18 protein-coding genes and 1 pseudogene are annotated in these 18,091 nt (G+C 59.7%); 7 read left to right on the plus strand and 12 right to left on the minus strand.

Going from position 1 to position 18,091, the window contains the following annotated elements:
- Positions 1 to 14: 14 nt before the first annotated feature.
- The 8 genes from bamB to ndk all read right to left on the minus strand — a co-directional run bounded on the left by bamB (position 15) and on the right by ndk (position 7,764).
- Positions 15 to 1,157: an outer membrane protein assembly factor BamB gene (bamB, locus tag ACMG4M_RS13060; RefSeq protein ID WP_035249083.1), complete on the minus strand. Its 1,143-nt coding sequence runs from the start codon at positions 1,155 to 1,157 to the stop codon at positions 15 to 17.
- Positions 1,158 to 1,793 carry a YfgM family protein gene (locus ACMG4M_RS13065; protein ID WP_035249086.1) on the minus strand — a complete coding sequence of 212 codons (636 nt, stop codon included), beginning with the start codon at positions 1,791 to 1,793 and terminating at the stop codon, positions 1,158 to 1,160.
- A gap of 112 nt (positions 1,794 to 1,905) precedes the next feature.
- Positions 1,906 to 3,144, minus strand: coding sequence for a histidine--tRNA ligase (hisS, locus tag ACMG4M_RS13070; protein ID WP_414431138.1), 1,239 nt, complete (start codon positions 3,142 to 3,144; stop codon positions 1,906 to 1,908).
- Between the two features lie 139 nt (positions 3,145 to 3,283).
- Positions 3,284 to 4,402, minus strand: coding sequence for a flavodoxin-dependent (E)-4-hydroxy-3-methylbut-2-enyl-diphosphate synthase (ispG, locus tag ACMG4M_RS13075; protein ID WP_035249088.1), 1,119 nt, complete (start codon positions 4,400 to 4,402; stop codon positions 3,284 to 3,286).
- A gap of 20 nt (positions 4,403 to 4,422) precedes the next feature.
- Positions 4,423 to 5,328, minus strand: a complete 906-nt coding sequence (locus ACMG4M_RS13080; protein WP_414430167.1) for a helix-turn-helix domain-containing protein — start codon at positions 5,326 to 5,328, stop codon at positions 4,423 to 4,425.
- Positions 5,325 to 6,077: a type IV pilus biogenesis/stability protein PilW gene (pilW, locus tag ACMG4M_RS13085; protein ID WP_272980116.1), complete on the minus strand. Its 753-nt coding sequence runs from the start codon at positions 6,075 to 6,077 to the stop codon at positions 5,325 to 5,327. Before pilW ends, ACMG4M_RS13080 begins: the two co-directional genes overlap by 4 nt.
- Before the next feature lie 26 nt (positions 6,078 to 6,103).
- Positions 6,104 to 7,249 (minus strand): 23S rRNA (adenine(2503)-C(2))-methyltransferase RlmN, encoded by a 1,146-nt coding sequence (gene rlmN / locus ACMG4M_RS13090; RefSeq protein WP_035249094.1) that lies wholly within the window; start codon positions 7,247 to 7,249, stop codon positions 6,104 to 6,106.
- An 83-nt stretch (positions 7,250 to 7,332) separates the two neighbouring features.
- Positions 7,333 to 7,764, minus strand: coding sequence for a nucleoside-diphosphate kinase (gene ndk / locus ACMG4M_RS13095; RefSeq protein ID WP_035249095.1), 432 nt, complete (start codon positions 7,762 to 7,764; stop codon positions 7,333 to 7,335).
- 309 nt (positions 7,765 to 8,073) lie between these two features.
- Here ndk and sufB point away from each other — a divergent pair, with 309 nt between their 5' ends.
- The 7 genes from sufB to ACMG4M_RS13130 all read left to right on the plus strand — a co-directional run bounded on the left by sufB (position 8,074) and on the right by ACMG4M_RS13130 (position 14,439).
- On the plus strand, positions 8,074 to 9,513 hold the full coding sequence (gene sufB / locus ACMG4M_RS13100; RefSeq protein WP_035249097.1) for a Fe-S cluster assembly protein SufB: 1,440 nt from the start codon (positions 8,074 to 8,076) through the stop codon (positions 9,511 to 9,513).
- A gap of 140 nt (positions 9,514 to 9,653) precedes the next feature.
- Complete coding sequence (gene sufC, locus ACMG4M_RS13105) at positions 9,654 to 10,409, plus strand: Fe-S cluster assembly ATPase SufC (protein ID WP_272962709.1); 756 nt, start codon at positions 9,654 to 9,656, stop codon at positions 10,407 to 10,409.
- Positions 10,406 to 11,632 (plus strand): Fe-S cluster assembly protein SufD, encoded by a 1,227-nt coding sequence (gene sufD / locus ACMG4M_RS13110; RefSeq protein ID WP_272962710.1) that lies wholly within the window; start codon positions 10,406 to 10,408, stop codon positions 11,630 to 11,632. Before sufC ends, sufD begins: the two co-directional genes overlap by 4 nt.
- Positions 11,632 to 12,846: an aminotransferase class V-fold PLP-dependent enzyme gene (locus ACMG4M_RS13115; protein ID WP_272962711.1), complete on the plus strand. Its 1,215-nt coding sequence runs from the start codon at positions 11,632 to 11,634 to the stop codon at positions 12,844 to 12,846. Before sufD ends, ACMG4M_RS13115 begins: the two co-directional genes overlap by 1 nt.
- A 140-nt stretch (positions 12,847 to 12,986) precedes the next feature.
- Positions 12,987 to 13,346, plus strand: a complete 360-nt coding sequence (locus ACMG4M_RS13120; RefSeq protein WP_035249106.1) for a HesB/IscA family protein — start codon at positions 12,987 to 12,989, stop codon at positions 13,344 to 13,346.
- 1 nt (position 13,347) lies between these two features.
- Positions 13,348 to 13,893: a putative Fe-S cluster assembly protein SufT gene (gene sufT / locus ACMG4M_RS13125; RefSeq protein WP_272962712.1), complete on the plus strand. Its 546-nt coding sequence runs from the start codon at positions 13,348 to 13,350 to the stop codon at positions 13,891 to 13,893.
- 99 nt (positions 13,894 to 13,992) lie between these two features.
- Positions 13,993 to 14,439, plus strand: coding sequence for a SufE family protein (locus ACMG4M_RS13130; RefSeq protein WP_414430168.1), 447 nt, complete (start codon positions 13,993 to 13,995; stop codon positions 14,437 to 14,439).
- A gap of 158 nt (positions 14,440 to 14,597) precedes the next feature.
- Here ACMG4M_RS13130 and ACMG4M_RS13135 read toward each other — a convergent pair whose 3' ends face one another.
- From ACMG4M_RS13135 to iscR, 4 genes and pseudogenes are all read right to left on the minus strand, one after another.
- The gene (locus ACMG4M_RS13135; RefSeq protein ID WP_035249110.1) at positions 14,598 to 15,164 is read right to left on the minus strand and encodes a heme NO-binding domain-containing protein; all 567 of its coding nucleotides are present in this window, start codon (positions 15,162 to 15,164) and stop codon (positions 14,598 to 14,600) included.
- Between the two features lie 318 nt (positions 15,165 to 15,482).
- Positions 15,483 to 16,049: a heme NO-binding domain-containing protein gene (locus ACMG4M_RS13140; protein ID WP_414430169.1), complete on the minus strand. Its 567-nt coding sequence runs from the start codon at positions 16,047 to 16,049 to the stop codon at positions 15,483 to 15,485.
- Between the two features lie 95 nt (positions 16,050 to 16,144).
- Positions 16,145 to 17,297 (minus strand): annotated as a pseudogene (locus tag ACMG4M_RS13145) (IscS subfamily cysteine desulfurase).
- A gap of 134 nt (positions 17,298 to 17,431) precedes the next feature.
- Positions 17,432 to 17,896: a Fe-S cluster assembly transcriptional regulator IscR gene (iscR, locus tag ACMG4M_RS13150; protein ID WP_062817401.1), complete on the minus strand. Its 465-nt coding sequence runs from the start codon at positions 17,894 to 17,896 to the stop codon at positions 17,432 to 17,434.
- Between the last annotated feature and the right edge of the window lie 195 nt (positions 17,897 to 18,091).

An 18,091-nucleotide genomic window follows, 5' to 3' on the forward strand; every position in this document is an offset into this window, starting at 1 on the left:
CCCTTTTGTTGAGATTAACGTTCTTTCAGTTGGTACGCGGCCAGTTTGCCGTCATAGCTGAGCACATAGAGGACACCATCGTAGCTCACGGCGGTGCCGGCAAAGCCATCCCAGTCGTGGCGTTTGCGGGCAACGATGCTGCCATCGTCCACATCCAGCCAGTGCAGATAGCCTTCGAAATCGCCAATCACCACGTGATTGCCCTGTACTGCGGTACCGGTAAGACGGCGACCATAGAGCTTGTCCTGCTTCCACAGAACCGTACCACTGCGCATATCCAGGGCACGTACCACGCCTGTGTCGTCAGCCACGAACAGGCTGCCATTGCTGGCACTGATGATCTGCGCGCTGGACAGTTCCTTTTCCCAGTAGGGGCGACCATTTTCCTGGTCCACCACTGCCGCCTTGCCCTGGAAGGTCACGGCGAACACGCCACCGCCTTCCACGATCAGGTTGCTGTCCACATCCACCAGGCGGTCCAGTTCGGAGCGTCCGGTGGGTTCGGCGATACGTTGCTCCCACAGCGGGATACCGTTCTCCAGATCCAGCGCCGCCAGCTTGGCGTTGGCAAAACCGGCGTAGGCCTTGCCGTTATCCAGGGTAGGCTGCGCCAGCCCGCGCAGGGTCAGGGTGGGCACCGGGGTCTCGTAGTCCCACAGCTGCTCGCCGCTTTCCACATCCAGGGCCGTCACATGGCCATCCTGGGTCTGGAATACAGCAACATTGCCGTCACTGGCGGGAATCGCCAGGGCTTCGCCGGAAAGCGTGGTGCGCCAGAGGGTATCGCCGGTTTCCATGGACAGGGCCACGGCCACCCCCTCGCGGGTACCGTAGAGCACCATGCCGTAGCCGGCATAGAAGCCACCGGCAATGCGGTCCTCGGTTTTCACCCGCCACTGGCGCTTGCCCTTGTCGCGGCTGACCGCATAGACATCGCCAAACACATCACCGGCAAATACCTGTTGCTCGGTCACCGCCGGGCGCAGGGACAATTGACTGTCCTCCACCCCGTTGCCGACGCCCTCTTTCCAGAGCCGCTTGACCTTGTAGCTGGCCTCGAATTTCGGCAAGTCATTGGGCTCAATGGCATTGGGGTTGGAGCTACAGCCGGCCAGCACGAGGCTGGCCAAAATCACGGGGAGAAGGAAATATTTCATTTAGCTCTTCAGGTCGTCCAGTTTCATCTGCACACGGTCTTTTTCACCACCGTCCTGCAGGACATCCAGGGCCTGTGTGTAAAGATCGCGGGCCTGTTCTGCCTCGCCCTGGGCCTTGGCCACATCGCCTCTCAGCTCCAGCGCCATGCCGTTAAAGGCCGACGGGAAGCTTTTGCCTAGCAGGTCATCGGCCTTGTCCCAGGCCTGCTGCTGCAGGAACACCCGGGCCAGACGCAAGCTGGCGGTGTAGCTCAGCTCATCGGTGGCACCATCATCGGCCACCGGCTGCAGGAAGCTCACAGCCTTGTCGTAGTCCGCGTCCTGCACAGCCAGGTTGGCCTTGGCCAGGCGGGCGTAATCCGCATAGGCGCTGCTGGAGAAGTCCTCCATCAGCAGGTCGGCCTTGTCGTTGATGACCGCCGCATCCATGGGGTTGGCGGACAGGGCTTCCACCATGACCTGGTAGTGAGCTGACGCTTCAGAAGCCTGCTCACCCTGATGACCCTGCCATTGACGCCAGCCAATCAGCGCAGCCACCGCCAGCACTACAGTAATCACTGCAGCGGTACCGTTTTCCTGCCACCAGGCCTTGATGCGTTCGACCTGTTCTTCTTCGTCGCGGATGTAATCGACCACCCTGCTCTCCTTTCGTTTTTATTGCCGGGAAGTGTTCTTCCTGACGCTTGGGTATTTCGTTTTTTCCGGTGCACAAATCAACGCCGGGGGTAGCAAACTACAAGCTGCCTATTTATTCCAGAAACGATATCAGTGCGTTGGTGACATCGCCCTGTGCAACCTGCTGCTGCTCACCTTGGCCTCGCAACGGCTTCACCGTGACGACCCCACTGGCCAGTTCATCTTCGCCCATGATCAGGGCGACGGCCGCACCGCTGCGGTCTGCCTTTTTCATCTGGCTTTTAAAACTTCCGCCGCCGCAATGGAGCTGAATGCCACGACCTGGCATGGCATCGCGCAGTTGCTCGGCCAGCGCCATGGCGGGGGGCAGTGCATCACCCATGGCCATTACATAGACGTCCACGGCGGCCGACAGTTCCGGCTTTTCCTGCTCGATCAGCAGAATCAGTCGTTCCACGCCCATGGCAAAGCCCACACCGGGAGTCGGTTTGCCACCCAGCTGCTCCACCAGGCCATCATAGCGACCGCCGGCACAGACGGTGCCCTGGGCGCCGAGGGCGTCGGTGGTCCACTCGAACACGGTCTTGCCGTAGTAGTCCAGGCCCCGCACCAGGTAGGGGTTCACTTTATAAGCAATGCCGTTGGCATCGAGCAAGGCTTTCAGGCCATCAAAATGCTCGCGGGCGTCTTCATTGAGGTAATCCGCCAGCTGCGGCGCATCCTTGAGCACTTCGCGGGTACCCGGGTCTTTGCTGTCCAGCACCCGCAGGGGGCTGCGCTCGAGGCGTTTCTGCGAATCCTCGTCCAGCTGTTCGAAATGGGTCTTCAGGTAATCCAGCAGGGCGTCGCGATAACGGGCCCGGTCGTCACTGTCACCCAGGGAATTGAGCTCCAGGGTGACCTTGTCGGCCAGGCCCAGGGCTTTCCAGAGACGGGCGGTGAGCAGAATCACTTCCGCATCGATGTCCGGACCGGTGATGCCGAACACTTCCACGCCAATCTGGTGAAACTGACGATACCGGCCAGCCTGGGGACGCTCATGACGGAACATGGGGCCGGTGTACCAGAGCCGCTGGGTCTGGTTATACAGCATGCCGTGCTGCTCACAGGCACGTACGCAGCTGGCGGTACCCTCCGGACGCAGGGTCAGGCTGTCGCCGTTACGATCATCGAAGGTGTACATCTCTTTTTCGACGATATCAGTGACTTCGCCGATGCTGCGCTTGAACAGGTCGGTCTGTTCCACCACGGGCATACGGATTTCCTGGTAGCCGTAGCTGGCCAGCACAGCGCGCACCTTGTCTTCCAGCCACTGCCAGAGACCCGTCTGTTCCGGCAGGATGTCGTTCATCCCGCGGATGGAGGTGATGTTTTTATTTACTGCCTTGCTCACAGAATGTCCTTAAAAAAACGCCGAACGCGAGACGCCTGACGCCTGACGCCGGCGCCGTTGTGGCATCTCGCGTCCGGCATCAGGCGTCCGGCGCCTTCTATTCACTACGCGCGATAATGCCTTTGGCTTCATCGTCACGCTGTTTCTGCACCTTGGCCCGTACCATGCGTTCCAGTTCATCGACCAGATTGTCCGCGGTGATGTGATGACTCTTTTCACCGTCTCGATACGCAAGATTGTTCGGTGTGCCCCCGGTCAGGCCCACGTCTACTTCACGGGCTTCGCCGGGACCGTTGACCAGGCAGCCAATCACCGCCAGGTCCACGGACTCGTTGATATCTTCCAGGCGCGCTTCCAGCTCGTTGACGGTCTTGATCACATCGAAGTTCTGCCGGGAGCAACTCGGGCAGGCGATGATGTTCACGCCTTTCTTGCGCAGGTTCAGGCTTTTCAGAATATCGAAGCCCACGCGCACTTCCTCCACCGGATCGGCAGCCAGGGAAATGCGGATGGTATCGCCAATGCCTTCCATCAGCAGCGCGCCCAGCGCCACAGCGGATTTCACCGTGCCGGAGCGGAAGGTACCCGCTTCAGTCACACCCAGGTGCAACGGCTGTTCCAGCTGGGCAGACAATTTACGGTAGGCCTGCAGGGTCATGAAGACATTGGAGGCCTTCACACTGACCTTGAAGTCCTGAAAATCATAGCGGTCGAGAATGTCCGCATGACGCATGGCGGATTCCACCAGCGCATCAGATGTGGGCTCACCGTATTTACGCTGCAGCTCCTTTTCCAGGGAGCCGGCGTTCACGCCAATACGAATCGGGATACCCTTGTCCTTGGCGCACTGGATCACTGCCTTGATGCGATCTTCGCGGCCGATATTGCCCGGGTTGATACGCAGGCAATCCACGCCACGCTCTGCCACAGCCAGGGCAATCTTGTAGTCATAGTGGATATCCGCCACCAGCGGCACATCCACCTGCTGACGAATCTTTCCGAAGGCGTCGGCGGCGTCCATGCTGGGCACCGAGACGCGCACGATATCCACACCGGCATCCTGCAGGCGGCGGATCTGGCCAACGGTGGCGTCCACATCGCAGGTTTCGGTGTTGGTCATGCTTTGCACGGAGATGGGGGCATCGCCGCCCACGGGGACGTTGCCGACAAAAATCTGCCGGGTCTTTCGGCGCTGGATTTTGACTTCCGGTTCCATGGTGTTTCTACCCTCGCGAATCAGGGAATGGAGACTCGCACAACTGTACCGGGGGAATTCGTCGGCAAGGTGACAACATCGCCATTGAGGATCAGTTCATCAACGGCCCCGGCATCGCCCAGAGTCAGGCTGAACGGCGCTTTGCCATCCAGTTGCAACGAGGCGCCGCCCTGCTGTTCACCCTGGCGCAAGGTGCGGCCAGTGGCGTCCTTGACGCTGATCCAGCAATTGCCGGAAAACGCCATCAGCAGGCGGTCGAGGCCGTTTTCGGCCAACATGCTCGGGGCAGGCTCGTCGCTGCTCTCTACACTATTTAGACTCTCGGCACTGTTACCGTCTGCCGCCGCCCCGGTGTCTTCAGGCTGGGCGTCGTTGGCAGTATCGTCAAGGGACTGGGGGGAAAGCTCGTCACCGGCGCCCTGCTCTGGCGCCGATTCCGGCTCACCGGGAAAAGGGCCAGTTTCGCCGCCGACCTCTTCATCAGCCTGCAGAGAAACACGTTCTTCAGGCGCATTCATTCCGGAGGTAGACAACGGCGCCAGCGCTTCTTCTTCAGGCCACAGCCAGATCAGCAGCGCCACCACAACCAGCAGGGCCACTACCGCCAGCAACGGCTTGCGCCACACGGACGGCGGCGGCGCCATTTTCGGCAGATCCAGCGGCTTATCGAAAGCATCATCGTTAACTATCTGCTGGAAGGTGTTGGCAATTTCATCCGCTGGCAAGCCGAGTAACCTGGCGTAATTCTTCAGGTAACCCTTGACGAAGGTTGCCTCAGGCAAACGCTCGTAGTCATCCGCTTCCAGGGCTACCAGGTAGCTCTGGGAGAGATGCATCTTCTTCGCCGCTTCGGCAGGGGTCCAGCCCAGTGCCTCACGGGCTTTGCGACAACGTTCACCCGGTAGCACGACCATGTTATCGCTCATTTCCCGCTCTCCTGAGAGGCTTTCCAATTCTGCCACTCACGGTATTCTCCGGAGCGGCGATGCATGTTTTCCAGTGCCAGCTCATAGCTGGACTGCTGATCTTCGTGACCCAACCTACTTGCCAGACGGATGCCGAGCCACAGGGATCGGGCACTCTGCCGACCACTGCGCTGTAGATACTGCTGGTAGTAATCCCAGGCAAGTCGCATGCGATCTTGCCGCTGGTACAGTTCGGCCAGTTCCAGGTTCGGTGTTACGGCCCTGGGGTCGAGGCGAATCGCTTTGACAAAGGCCTTTTCCGCGGCGTCATCATTGCCCAGCTGGCGATAACACCTGCCCATGTTGGCCCAGGCGCTGCCTCGACCCTGGTAGGAAGGATCATTGGCAGCGCGCTCGAATTTTTCCAGTGCGTCCTGGTAAGCACCACGACTGTAAAGCATGGTGCCGTAATTATTCAGCGCCGGAGCAAAGTTGCGATCTGCCCGTAACGCTTTCTTGTAATGAAACTCTTCCCGTTCGGGGTCATTTTCGTATTTGTAGAGCAGAGCCATGGCGTTGTGCGCCACCGCGCTATCATCGTTGTGGGCAAGAGCCCGGGAGAAATGCCGGCGCGCCTCGGAAGGATTGCCCTGCTGCATATACTGTAGGCCCGCGGCAACACGGCTGGTTACCGCATCGTCCACTTTGACTTCCCGTTGCCCCGAATCCACCGTCACACACCCGGTAGCCAACAGACTTGCGATCAGCAAGCCTGGAAAAACCCGAAAAAAACGTCTCATTGCGCTTGCGCTGTGTTGTTATCGGTTTGTTCGGAGCGGTGAAAAATGGATTGCTTCCAGCGCTCACTGCGCCGGGTCCGATCTTGCACCTGCCCCACCAGCTGACCACAGGCGGCATCAATATCGTCACCGCGCGTTGTCCTTACGGTAGTCAGCAATCCATTGTCATTCAGGTACTTATGAAACTCCAGAATATCGCTTTTCCGTGACCGTTCATAACCGGCATGGGGAAAAGGATTGAACGGGATCAGATTGACCTTCACCGGAATGCCGTTAAGCAGCTTGACCAGCTGACGGGCATGCTCCGGTTTGTCGTTCACATCACGCAGCATCACGTATTCCATGGTAATGGTTTTATGACGATGGGTGATGTTGTCGCTGTAGCGCTTGCAGGCCGCCATCAGTTCTTTCAGCGGGTACTTGCGGTTCAGCGGCACTAGTTCGTTACGCAGCTCGTCATTGGGTGCGTGCAGGCTGACGGCCAGCGACACATCCAGATCCTGGCTGAGCTGGTCCATCCTCGGGATATGGCCGGAGGTAGAGAGGGTGATGCGCTTCTTGCCGATACCGTAACCCAGGTCATCTTTCATGATGCGCATGGCGGTAAGCACATTGTCATAATTGAGCATGGGTTCGCCCATGCCCATCATCACCACATTGGTGATGGGGTGTTCGCCAAGATTGCGACGGGGACCAAAAGCGCGGCTGGCCTGCCACACCTGGCCGATGATCTCGGCGCTGGTCATGTCGCGCTGGAAACCCTGCTTGCCGGTGGAGCAGAAACTGCAATCCACGGCACAGCCGACCTGGGACGACACGCACAGAGTGCCGCGGCGACCATCAGGGATAAAAACGGTTTCCACAGAACCACCGCCGCTCAGTTCGAACACCCATTTGCGGGTGCCGTCACGGCTGATGCTTTCATGAGCTACATCCGGGCCACGGATTTCCGCCACCTCGGAGAGTTTCTGGCGCAATGCCTTGCCCACATCGGTCATTTGCTCGAAGGAATCCGCCTGATGGTGGTGGATCCATTTGAGTACCTGCTGGGCACGGAACTTCTTCTCGCCCATTTCCAGGAAGAATTCTTCCATTTGCGGACGGGAAAGACCGAGCAGATTGACCTTCTGTTGGGTTGTCATAGCATTCTCCAGTCAGACTGTTTAGTCAGTCTGTATACAAGTCTGCCACGGCAGGCGCCGTGGCAGACAGTGCACCGGCTGTTTTAGCGGGTGCGCGGGCAGAGTTCTTCGTCAGCGAAGAAATAAGCCACTTCACGGGCAGCAGACTCGGCAGAGTCAGAGCCGTGCGCCGCATTTTCGTCAATGGTCTGAGCGAAATCGGCACGGATGGTTCCAGCTTCCGCATCCTTCGGGTTGGTAGCACCCATCAGGTCACGGTTCTTGGCTACGGCGTCTTCGCCTTCCAGAACCTGTACGATTACCGGACCGCTGGTCATGAAGGACACCAGATCCTTGAAGAAGGGGCGCTCCTTGTGCTCAGCGTAGAAGCCACCAGCCTGCTCGTCGCTCAGGTGTACCATTTTCATGGCAACCACTTTCAGGTCGGCCTTCTCGAAACGGGATACGATGTCGCCAATTACGTTCTTGGCCACGGCATCAGGCTTGATGATAGAGAGGGTGCGCTCAACAGCCATCAGTCAGTTCACTCCAGAATTTACGTTAAATGGTCCCCGGGAACCCAAAACAAGCTCCTCCAGGCAGAGAAGGGGCAATCCGGCAACCTTGCGAACGCAAGAACCACAGCCACCCCTTTGGAACCGGCGGATTATACGCAAGCAGGGTGAATTATGATACCGTTGCCGCCCCGCCACGGGCCTGCCGCCCTGCCGCCACCGGGAGCCGGTCGAAAGCCCGCCTCTATATGGTCGATGGTCGACAGCGCTCACGAATGGCGTATAATACCTGACTAAATTACTCTGGTATTCAACATCAGGCCCTGACCTATGAGCCAAGCTGAACTGGACAAACTGATTCGCTCCAACTACGAGGCCGGTTTCTCCACCACGGTGGACACCGAAACCCTGCCCCCCGGGCTGAGCGAGGAAGTCATCCGATTCCTGTCCGCCAAGAAAGAAGAGCCGGAATGGATGCTCGAATGGCGCCTGGACAGCTACCGCAAATGGCAGGAAATGCCCTCCCCGGGCTGGGCCCACCTGCACCACGACCCTATCGACTTCAACAAGGTGTCCTACTATTCCAAGCCCAAGAGCCTGGATGACGCCCCGAAGAGTCTGGATGAGGTGGACCCGGAGCTGCTCGCCACCTATGAAAAACTGGGCATTCCCCTGCATGAGCAGGAGATGCTGGCCGGCGTCGCCGTGGATGTGGTGTTCGACTCCTCCTCCGTGTTTACCACCTTTAAAGAGAAGCTGTGGGAAGCCGGGGTGATCTTCTGCTCCATTTCCGAGGCGATCCAGAATCACCCGGAGCTGATCAAGAAATATCTGGGGAGCGTGGTACCCAAGGGCGACAACTTCTATGCCGCCCTCAACAGTGCCGTGTTCTCTGATGGCTCCTTCGTCTATATCCCCAAGGGCGTGCGCTGCCCCATGGAGCTGTCCACCTACTTCCGCATCAACGAAGCCAACACCGGCCAGTTCGAGCGCACCCTGATCATCGCCGATGAAGGCAGCCATGTGAGCTACCTGGAAGGCTGCACCGCACCCCAGCGGGACGAGAACCAGCTGCACGCGGCCGTGGTTGAGCTGGTCGCCCTGCCCGGCGCCGAGATCAAGTACTCCACGGTGCAGAACTGGTACCCGGGCGACGAAAACGGCAAAGGTGGCATCTACAACTTCGTCACCAAGCGCGGCGTTGCCCACGACAACAGCAAGATCAGCTGGACCCAGGTGGAAACCGGCTCCGCCATCACCTGGAAGTATCCGTCCGTGATCCTGCGTGGTGACAACAGCATCGGTGAGTTCTACTCCGTGGCCCTGACCCGCCACATGCAGCAGGCGGACACCGGCACCAAGATGATCCACCTGGGCAAGAACACCAAGAGCACCATTATTTCCAAGGGCATCTCCGCCGGCCGCAGCAGCAACAGCTACCGCGGCCTGGTACGGATCAGCCCTAGGGCAGAAAACGCCCGCAACTTCACCCAGTGCGACTCCCTGCTGCTGGGCGATACCTGCGGCGCGCACACCTTCCCGTACATCGAGTCGAAGAACCCCTCGGCCACCATCGAACACGAGGCCACCACCTCCAAGGTGAGTGACGACCAGATGTTCCTGTGCCGCCAGCGCGGTATCGACCCGGAAAAAGCGGTCTCCATGATCGTGAACGGCTTCTGTAAAGAGGTGTTCAAGGAACTGCCCATGGAGTTTGCCGTGGAAGCGGGCAAGTTGCTGGAAGTGAGCCTGGAAGGGGCCGTGGGCTAAGGCCATACCCTGAAGACGACACTGTAGGAGCCATGCTTGCATGGCGAACCATCGCGACCCCTTCGCCATGCAAGCATAGCTCCTACAACACCCTGATTAACCGGGCTGGAAGCCAGCCCAACCGAAAGGCGCATCAAAACATGCTGGAAATTCGTGATCTGCACGCCACCGTGGCGGACAAGCCGATTCTCAAGGGCCTGAACCTGACCATTAAACCGGGCGAGGTACACGCCATCATGGGCCCCAACGGCTCCGGCAAATCTACCCTGGCCAACGTGCTTGCCGGTCGTGACAACTACGCCATCACTGGCGGCGAAGCCCTGTTTGAGGGCAAGAGCCTGGCAGAGCTGGAGCCCGAAGAGCGCGCCCAGGCGGGCCTGTTCCTGGCCTTCCAGTATCCGGTGGAAATCCCCGGCGTCTCCAACATGGAATTTCTCAAGGCCGCGCTGGAATCGGTTCGCAAGGCTCAAGGCAAGGAAGAGTGGGACTCGGTTACCCTGCTCCGCCAGGCCCGTGCCGCCTGCAAACAGGTTAACCTGGACGCCAGCTTCCTCAAGCGCGGGGTCAACGAAGGCTTTTCCGGCGGCGAGAAAAAGCGCAACGAAATCATGCAGATGCTGCTGATGGAGCCGAAACTGGCGCTGCTCGACGAAACCGATTCCGGGCTCGACATCGATGCCCTGCAAACCGTGGCCAAGGGCGTCAATTCCCTGCGCAGCCCGGAGCGCGGCATCGTGCTGGTGACCCACTATCAGCGCCTGCTGGACTACATCGTGCCGGACTTTGTGCACGTACTGTCCAACGGCCAGATCATCAAATCCGGTGGCAAGGAACTGGCCCTGGAGCTGGAGAAGAAAGGCTACGGCTGGCTCACAGGAGAAGAGGAGTCCGCATGACACTCTCTGCAAGCGACCTCGCCATTGACCTGAAAAGCCAGGCCCTGGCCAACGCCCGCCGCCACGGCAGTGACGGCGATGCGCTGACCGACCTGGAGGCTGCCAGCTTCCCGGAACGCAAGACCGAACGCTGGAAGTACACCTCGTTGCAGGCCCTGGCCGACGGCCACCTGAACGCGGTTGCCGATGGCGAGATCAGCCAGCCCCTGCCGGCCCTGAGCGAGTTCGTGGTCACCATCAACAATGGCCAACTGCAGGGCAGTTCCCTGCCCGCCGGCGTCAATCTGCATCACGACGCGCCCGCGGTAAACGGTCTACAGACCCCCTTTGCCGCCTATAACGGCGCGGTGTGCGGGCAACCGGTGGTGCTGGAAGTGGCCGCCAATACCCGCATCGAACAACCGATTCACCTGCAAATCCAGAGCGCCAGCGAAGCGCCGGCCCACTGCAACCCGCGTGTCATCGTCAAGCTCAATGCCGGCGCCGAAGCCACCGTCATCGAGCACTATCACGCCGAAGGCCAGGCGCTGACCAATGCGGTCACCGCCCTGATCACCGCCGACAACGCCACCCTGACCCATTACCGGTTGCAGGGCGAGCAGGCCAATACCTTGCACATCGGCACCCTGATCATCGATCAGCAGGGCGTCAGCAAGGTAGACAGCTACCAACTGATGACCGGCAACCGCCTGCGCCGCAACGACGTGCGCGCCCTGGTGAACAAGAGCGGTGCCGAGCTGAACATGAAAGGCATCTTCGTGGTGCGCGACAAGAGCCACGTGGACAACCAGCTGTGCGTGGAGCACGCGGTGCCCAACTGTCAGTCCGATCAGAACTTCAGGGGTCTGGCCGGTGAAAGCGGCAAGGCGGTCTTCAATGGCCGCATCCACATTCACCCCTTCGCCAGCGGCACCAATGCGGAGCTGTCCAACAAGAACCTGCTGCTCAACCCCGGCGCCGAGATCAACACCAAGCCCGAGCTGGAAATCTATAACGACGATGTGAAGTGTGCCCACGGCACCACCGTCGGCCAGCTGGATGCCGGTCAGCAGTTCTACCTGCAATCGCGCGGCATTCCCGCTGCCGAAGCCAAGCGCATGCTGAGCCTGGGCTTCGTTAACGAATTGCTGATGGCCCTGCCCGACGCGGCAGTGACCGAGTGGGCCCAGCCCTGGCTGGAAGCGGAACTGACCCATGCCAGCCCGGCAGGAGACGCCGCGTAATGACGTTTGATGTGGCAGCCCTTCGCGCGCAGTTCCCGATCCTGGATCAACAGGTCAACGGCAAGCCGCTGGTGTACCTGGATAACGGTGCCACCACCCAAAAACCGGAAGCGGTGCTGAACGTGCTGGAGCACTACTACCGCACAGTGAACTCCAATGTGCACCGCGGCGCCCATCATCTCAGCGACCTGGCTACCGGCCAGTTCGAGGGCGCCCGTGAGACCGTGGCCCGCTTCCTGAACGCCAGCCGCGAAGAAATCCTGTGGACCAAGGGCACCACCGAGTCCATCAACATCGTCGCCCAGTGCATCGGCCGTGAGCGCCTGCAGCCCGGCGACGAGGTGCTGATCAGTACCAGCGAGCACCACGCCAATATCGTGCCCTGGCAACAGGCCTGCCTGGCCACCGGCGCGACGCTGAAGGTGATCCCGCTGCGCGAGGATTGCAGCCTGGATCAGGACGCCTTCGACCAGCTGCTCACCGAGCGCACCAAAATCTTCGCCATCGGCCATGCCAGCAATGCCCTGGGCACCCTGAACCCGGTGCAGGAAATGGTCGCCAAGGCCCGTGAGGCAGGCGCCATTACCGTAGTCGACGGCGCCCAGGCGGTGGCCCACTTCCCGGTGGATGTGCAGGCCCTGGACGTGGATTTCTACGCCTTCTCCGCCCACAAGTTGTTTGGCCCCACCGGCATCGGCGTGCTTTACGGCCGTCGCGAGCTGCTGGAGGCCATGCCGCCCTACCAGACCGGCGGCGAGATGATCGAAACGGTGAGCTTCGAAAAGAGCACCTGGAACCAGCTGCCCTACAAATTCGAAGCCGGCACCCCCAATATTGCCGGGGCTATCGGCCTGGCCGCTGCTATCGACTGGTTCAATCAGCAGGACCGCGAAGCACTACAGGCCCATGAAGATTCTCTCTTGGTCCATGCCACCAAACAGGCAGAGGCTTTCGATGGCTTGAAAATCATCGGCACCGCCGCCAATAAGGTCAGTGTGCTGTCCTTCCTGCTGGAAGGCGCTCACCCGGCGGATGTGGGCATGCTGCTGGATAAACAGGGCGTGGCGGTTCGCACCGGCCATCACTGCACCATGCCGCTGATGGACACTCTGGGCATTCCGGGCACTGTCAGGGCCTCGTTCTCCATTTATAATACCCTTGATGAGGTGGATCGCCTGTTCGAGGCGCTGGAGAAGGTGAAGACCTTTCTCTGAGCCCGGCACACACCTCACCGTAGGAGCGTCGCTTGAGACGCGAACCCTGCTCGCGACAGGCTGCGCCAAGTACGATTCGCGTCTCAAGCGACGCTCCTGCGGCAATATCAACCATGCGCTAATGCAAGGTAGGTAATTTCATGACAGTTCAGACATTCCAACCCGGCCAGGTCACCCTTAACCTGACCGAGGCTGCCAACCAACAGGCCCTGCGGGAAATCCAGCGAGCCAGTGCCAGCGGCATCCGTCTGGATCTGGACGAATCCGGCTGTTCCGGGTTCATGTACACCCTCGATTTTGTGGAAGAACCCAAAGACGGCGACAAGCTGTTCGAGATCGACGGCGTCAACCTGTACGTGCCGGAAAAGTGGCTGCCCATGCTTAATGGCCTGGTCATCGACTACGTCACCGAGGGCGTCAACAGCCTGTTCAAGTTCCGCAATCCCAACGCCACCGGTGAGTGCGGCTGCGGCGAGAGCTTTACCGTAGACGAGGTCTGAGTTGGCGCAAGAACAGAGAACGGTTGTCGTCCAGCGTGATGTACCGGCCCGCAAGGTGCCGGACGGCACCCGCATTACCATCCCCAAGAACAGCTTCGTCAATCTGAGCCAGGCCCTGGGCGGCACCTACACGGTGACCATCAATGGCAACATGGCACGCATCGACGGCACCGACGCAGACGCCATCGGCCAGCAACCGCTGAAGCTGGACTTCGCGCCCGCCAACGAGGACGGCAGCGTGCGCCAGGACGACCTGGACAGCACCCTACAGACCATCTTCGACCCGGAGATTCCGGTGAGCATCAAGGAACTGGGCCTGGTCTACGGCTGCGATGTGATCCAGCGCGATGGCGAAAACGTGGTGCAGGTCCGCATGACCCTCACCGCCCCCAACTGCGGCATGGGCCCGGTACTGGTGGGCGATGTGGAAGACCGGCTCGGCAAGGTGCCCAACGTGGACAAGGTGGAAGTGGCCCTGGTGTTCGATCCGCCCTGGAGCCGCGATATGATGAGTGAAGAGGCTCAACTCGAGTTGGGAATGTTTTAGAAGCTGCAAGCTACAAGCTTCAAGCTACAAGGGGAAAACCCGGGTTTAGCTTGCGGCTTGAAGCTTGTAGCTTGCAGCTATCTCTGGAGTGCAAGCGACGTGTTCGATATCCACAACATCACCCTTGGCGAAAAGATTACCGCTGAGGACATCAGTGAAGACCTGGAATTCCTGGATGACTGGGAAGAGCGCTATCGCTATATCATCGACCTGGGCAAGCAACTGCCCGAGCTGCCCGATGAACTGAAAACCGAAAACCGCTTTGTGCGCGGCTGCCAGAGCCAGGTGTGGCTGGAAACCGATTACGACAGCGACGCGGACACGCTGTACATGGCGGTGGATTCCGACGCCCTGATCGTCAAGGGCCTGGCCGCCATCGTACTGGCCGCCCTGAACCGCCAGTCTCCCCAGGCCATCCACGATTACGACATGGACGCCTTCTTCGATCGCATCGACCTGCTCAACCACCTCAGCCCCACCCGCGGCAACGGCCTGCGCGCCATGGTCGGCAAGATCAAACAACAGGCCCAGTCACTGACTGCCTAGCCTCCCGCTACGCAAAAAGCATTTTCACCACAGAGGACACAGAGCTCATAGAGAAAGAATGTTTATCCTCCGTGAACTCTGTGTCCTCTGTGGTAAATCGCTTTTGACTTGGTTCTGGAACTTGTCGTCCGAGAAGACGGTACAACACTACGTCCGCCTTACACCGCCTCCAGCGCTTGCTGCGTCTTGTTCGGCTGGATATGGAAGACAAACCGCTGCTCCCCACCCTCACCCGCTTCCGAGCCAAGCAGGCTGGCGGTTTCATTGAAATAGGCGGCAACCCCCTTCACCGAGCCATGAATCATCGCCGCCATATTGCGGTGGGAGTGGTAGTGGATTTCCAGGGTATCGTCGCCGCGCTTGTGCACCTCAATCTTCGGTGCTGTCGCCGCCGGGTCCTTGAGGCGCAAAATGCGTTCGTGGATCTGCTGCATGTTCAGCAGAAATGTCATGGCATCCCAGCCCGTGGGAATCATCGGCTGGTACATAGTAATCAGCGGGCCGATCACCCACTCACCGAAATCCGCCAGCAGGTCATCCCGGCGTAGCCCGGTAGCAGATTCCGCCGCCCGCAACAGCGCTTCCATTTCCTCATCCGGATACAACGCCACCGGCAGGTAGGTCTTGCCCTGCAACCCCGCCGTGGAGACCACTTCGCCCCAGGCGTCGGTACCCATGAATTCATCCAGATACCGCTTGAAATTGGTCACGATCACGCCATGCATGTCACTGCTCCCGAGCCGGCTCTCCTTCTCCCTCTATAACAGCAAGAGCTGTGCCGCATGTACGACCGTCCAACCAGCCCGCACCACCACTGGCCCGGCGAATATCTACCCCTTCACAGCCAGGTGACATAGCCGGTCACATTTTTCTGTTTTTGCGCGATTTATCCCCCTGACGGGAAAGCCTAAGGGCGATGAAAGAAAGGACCGTTGGAGCCTTGCTTGCAAGGCGAAGAGCAAAACGCTGGCACCGTGCCAGACCAACCTCTTTCGCCTTGCAAGCAAGACTCCAACGGATAATGAGGCAACGGCGCGTGCCTTTCAGACCGCATCCCGCTGCGTCTGCTCACCGGCAGAGATCCGCATGATGAAGGTCCTGTGGGTACCCACCACCCGCTTCTCCTCCATCAGCGCTGCCTTCTGCCCATAGTACTCGGCCACACCATAGACGCAGCCCAGCGCCAGATAGCTCATGTCCCGGTGCGACTGATACTCCACCTCCAGCAGCCCCGGGGAAATTTCCGACACATTGATATGCGGCGGCTTGGCGTTGGCATCTTTCATGCGCACCACCCGCTCGTGAATGCGATCGTCGATGTTTTTCAGGAAGGTCACCGCGTCCCAGTCATCAGGAATAAAGGAGCGGTACATTTTCATTAGCGGGGGAATCACCCAGGCACCGAAATCCTTGAGTATCTCGTCGCGGCCCTGGCCGGTGACCTCCACCGCCGCCGCCAGAAGATCCTCAAGATCACTGTCCGGGTACATGCTGATAGGAATAAAGGCCTTGCCAGGCAGCCCGGCCTTGTCACGCAGAGTGTCCCAGGCGTCCTCGCCCAGTTTTTCTTCCACGTATTTTTTCAGGTTAGAAATAATGACGCCATGCATGGAGCTCCCTCCCACTCAGGTGTTTATTCACCATAGCAGGGAGGTACTACCGTGCAGAAAACCGCTCGGGGCATAAAACGCGCCGCCGGTTAGGATTAACCGGCCACCTTTCTCAATCGCGGAATCACCTGGGTCACATTGTCGATCACCCGGTCAATATCCGCCTCCGAGGTAAAGCGCCCCACGGAGAAGCGAATGGAGCCATGGGCCAGTGCATCCGGCACGCCCATGGCTTTGAGCACATAGGACGGCTCCAGGGACGCGGACGTGCAGGCGGAGCCGGAAGACACCGCCGCCTGATTCATGGCGGTAAGCAGCATTTCGCCATCCACATCGGCAAAGGCCACATTGAGGTGCCCCGGCAAGCGCGGCGCACCGTCGCCATTGATGCTCACCCCATCCAGCTGGCTGATGCCCTGCCACAAACGATCACGCAGCCCGGCAATACGGGGACCTTCCTCGTCCCTTAAACGGGCTGCCAGGGCAACTGCTTCGCCCATACCGACGATCTGATGGGTGGCCAGGGTGCCGGAGCGCATGCCCCGCTCATGGCCGCCACCATGAATCTGGGCGGCCACCTTCACATCCGGCGAGCGGCGCACATATAACGCGCCAATGCCCTTGGGCCCATAAATCTTGTGCGCGCACACGGACAACAGATCCACCTGCAGGGCCCGCACATCCAGATCCAGCTTGCCCACACTCTGGGCTGCATCGGTATGGAACAACACACCGTTCTCGCGGCACAGGGCGCCGATGGCGGCGATATCGTTGATCACCCCGGTCTCGTTGTTGGCATGCATCACGCTCACCAGCACGGTGTCCTCACGGAGCGCCTCGGCCACGCTCTGCGGATCGATGCGACCATCCGCAGCCGGTTTCAGGTAGGTCACCGGGTGGCCCTGCTTTTCCAGCCAGCCACAGGCATCCAGCACCGCCTTGTGTTCGGTGGCACTGGTAATCACATGCCCCCCCCCCACGGGCTTCGATCACGCCCTTGATGGCCAGATTGTTGGCCTCGGTGGCACCACTGGTCCAGACGATCTCCCGCGGGTCCGCCTGCAGCAGGTCCGCCACCTGACGGCGGGCGGATTCCACCGCCTCTTCCGCCAGCCAGCCATACAGGTGGCTGCGAGAGGCCGGATTGGCAAACGTCCCTTCGGGACCGAGATGACGGACCATCACATCAACCACCGCCGGGTCCACCGGGGTCGTTGCCGCGTAATCGAGATAGACAGCTTGGCTCATGGCGACTTGGCTTGTAACGATTGGGAGTTGGCGAAGCAACGGAGACGAAATTATACCTGAATCCACACCGTCAGCGTGGCGACCGGGCAACGACCCGTCGCCGCCACGGGATGATGGTGGGGTGTAGAAATTGCTTACAGGCTACTGACGGGTAGGCGCTGGTGCTGACGGTCCTGGCGCTGGGCCACCTGCTTCACTTCCTGGCGAGCCACCAGCTCACCCAGGGAAATGCCACTGAGGAACGCCTGAATCTGGTCGGAAAGATCGCACCACAGGTGATGGGTCAGGCAGGTGTCGCCCTCCTGACAATCCCCGTGACCGCCACAGCGAGTGGCATCCACGGATTCATCCACCGCCGCAATTACTGCAGCCACATCAATATCCTCGCTGGGCCGGCTGAGCTGATAGCCCCCACCCGGCCCACGCACGCTGTTCACCAGGCCACTACGGCGCAACTTGGCGAACAACTGCTCCAGATAGGAAATGGATATGCCCTGGCGATCGGAAATATCCGCCAGCGATACCGGGCCCGTGGCCGCATGCAATGCCAGATCCAGCATCGCCGTCACCGCGTAGCGACCTTTTGTAGTCAAGCGCATATCCACACCCTTATTGCGTGTATTTGACGTGAAGCGTAGTAATCCTGAGCGTTTTGGTCAAGTATTAATGGATTACAATTAAGAATCATTTTCATTTGACCTGCAACTATGGCAGAAATTCCCTTCCCCTGCCAACAACTGATCAAACATTGCCCACACACGCACCCAGCGCTTGACACCCACCCCTCCCTCGCG

It is taken from the genome of Alcanivorax sp. IL3, assembly GCF_047495465.1.
In the GTDB taxonomy this organism is placed as follows: Bacteria; Pseudomonadota; Gammaproteobacteria; order Pseudomonadales; family Alcanivoracaceae; genus Alcanivorax; species Alcanivorax jadensis.

What these genes read in the sequence shown, in the direction of transcription:
- ACMG4M_RS13135 (WP_035249110.1), bottom strand. Translation starts at nt 15,164, where the DNA reads ATGCATGGCGTGATCGTGACCAATTTCAAGCGGTATCTGGATGAATTC.
- ACMG4M_RS13115 (WP_272962711.1), top strand. Translation starts at nt 11,632, where the DNA reads ATGACGTTTGATGTGGCAGCCCTTCGCGCGCAGTTCCCGATCCTGGAT.
- ispG (WP_035249088.1), bottom strand. Translation starts at nt 4,402, where the DNA reads ATGGAACCGGAAGTCAAAATCCAGCGCCGAAAGACCCGGCAGATTTTT.
- hisS (WP_414431138.1), bottom strand. Translation starts at nt 3,144, where the DNA reads ATGAACGACATCCTGCCGGAACAGACGGGTCTCTGGCAGTGGCTGGAA.
- iscR (WP_062817401.1), bottom strand. Translation starts at nt 17,896, where the DNA reads ATGCGCTTGACTACAAAAGGTCGCTACGCGGTGACGGCGATGCTGGAT.
- ndk (WP_035249095.1), bottom strand. Translation starts at nt 7,764, where the DNA reads ATGGCTGTTGAGCGCACCCTCTCTATCATCAAGCCTGATGCCGTGGCC.
- ACMG4M_RS13080 (WP_414430167.1), bottom strand. Translation starts at nt 5,328, where the DNA reads ATGAGCGATAACATGGTCGTGCTACCGGGTGAACGTTGTCGCAAAGCC.
- sufB (WP_035249097.1), top strand. Translation starts at nt 8,074, where the DNA reads ATGAGCCAAGCTGAACTGGACAAACTGATTCGCTCCAACTACGAGGCC.
- ACMG4M_RS13140 (WP_414430169.1), bottom strand. Translation starts at nt 16,049, where the DNA reads ATGCATGGCGTCATTATTTCTAACCTGAAAAAATACGTGGAAGAAAAA.
- sufC (WP_272962709.1), top strand. Translation starts at nt 9,654, where the DNA reads ATGCTGGAAATTCGTGATCTGCACGCCACCGTGGCGGACAAGCCGATT.
- sufD (WP_272962710.1), top strand. Translation starts at nt 10,406, where the DNA reads ATGACACTCTCTGCAAGCGACCTCGCCATTGACCTGAAAAGCCAGGCC.
- ACMG4M_RS13120 (WP_035249106.1), top strand. Translation starts at nt 12,987, where the DNA reads ATGACAGTTCAGACATTCCAACCCGGCCAGGTCACCCTTAACCTGACC.
- rlmN (WP_035249094.1), bottom strand. Translation starts at nt 7,249, where the DNA reads ATGACAACCCAACAGAAGGTCAATCTGCTCGGTCTTTCCCGTCCGCAA.
- bamB (WP_035249083.1), bottom strand. Translation starts at nt 1,157, where the DNA reads ATGAAATATTTCCTTCTCCCCGTGATTTTGGCCAGCCTCGTGCTGGCC.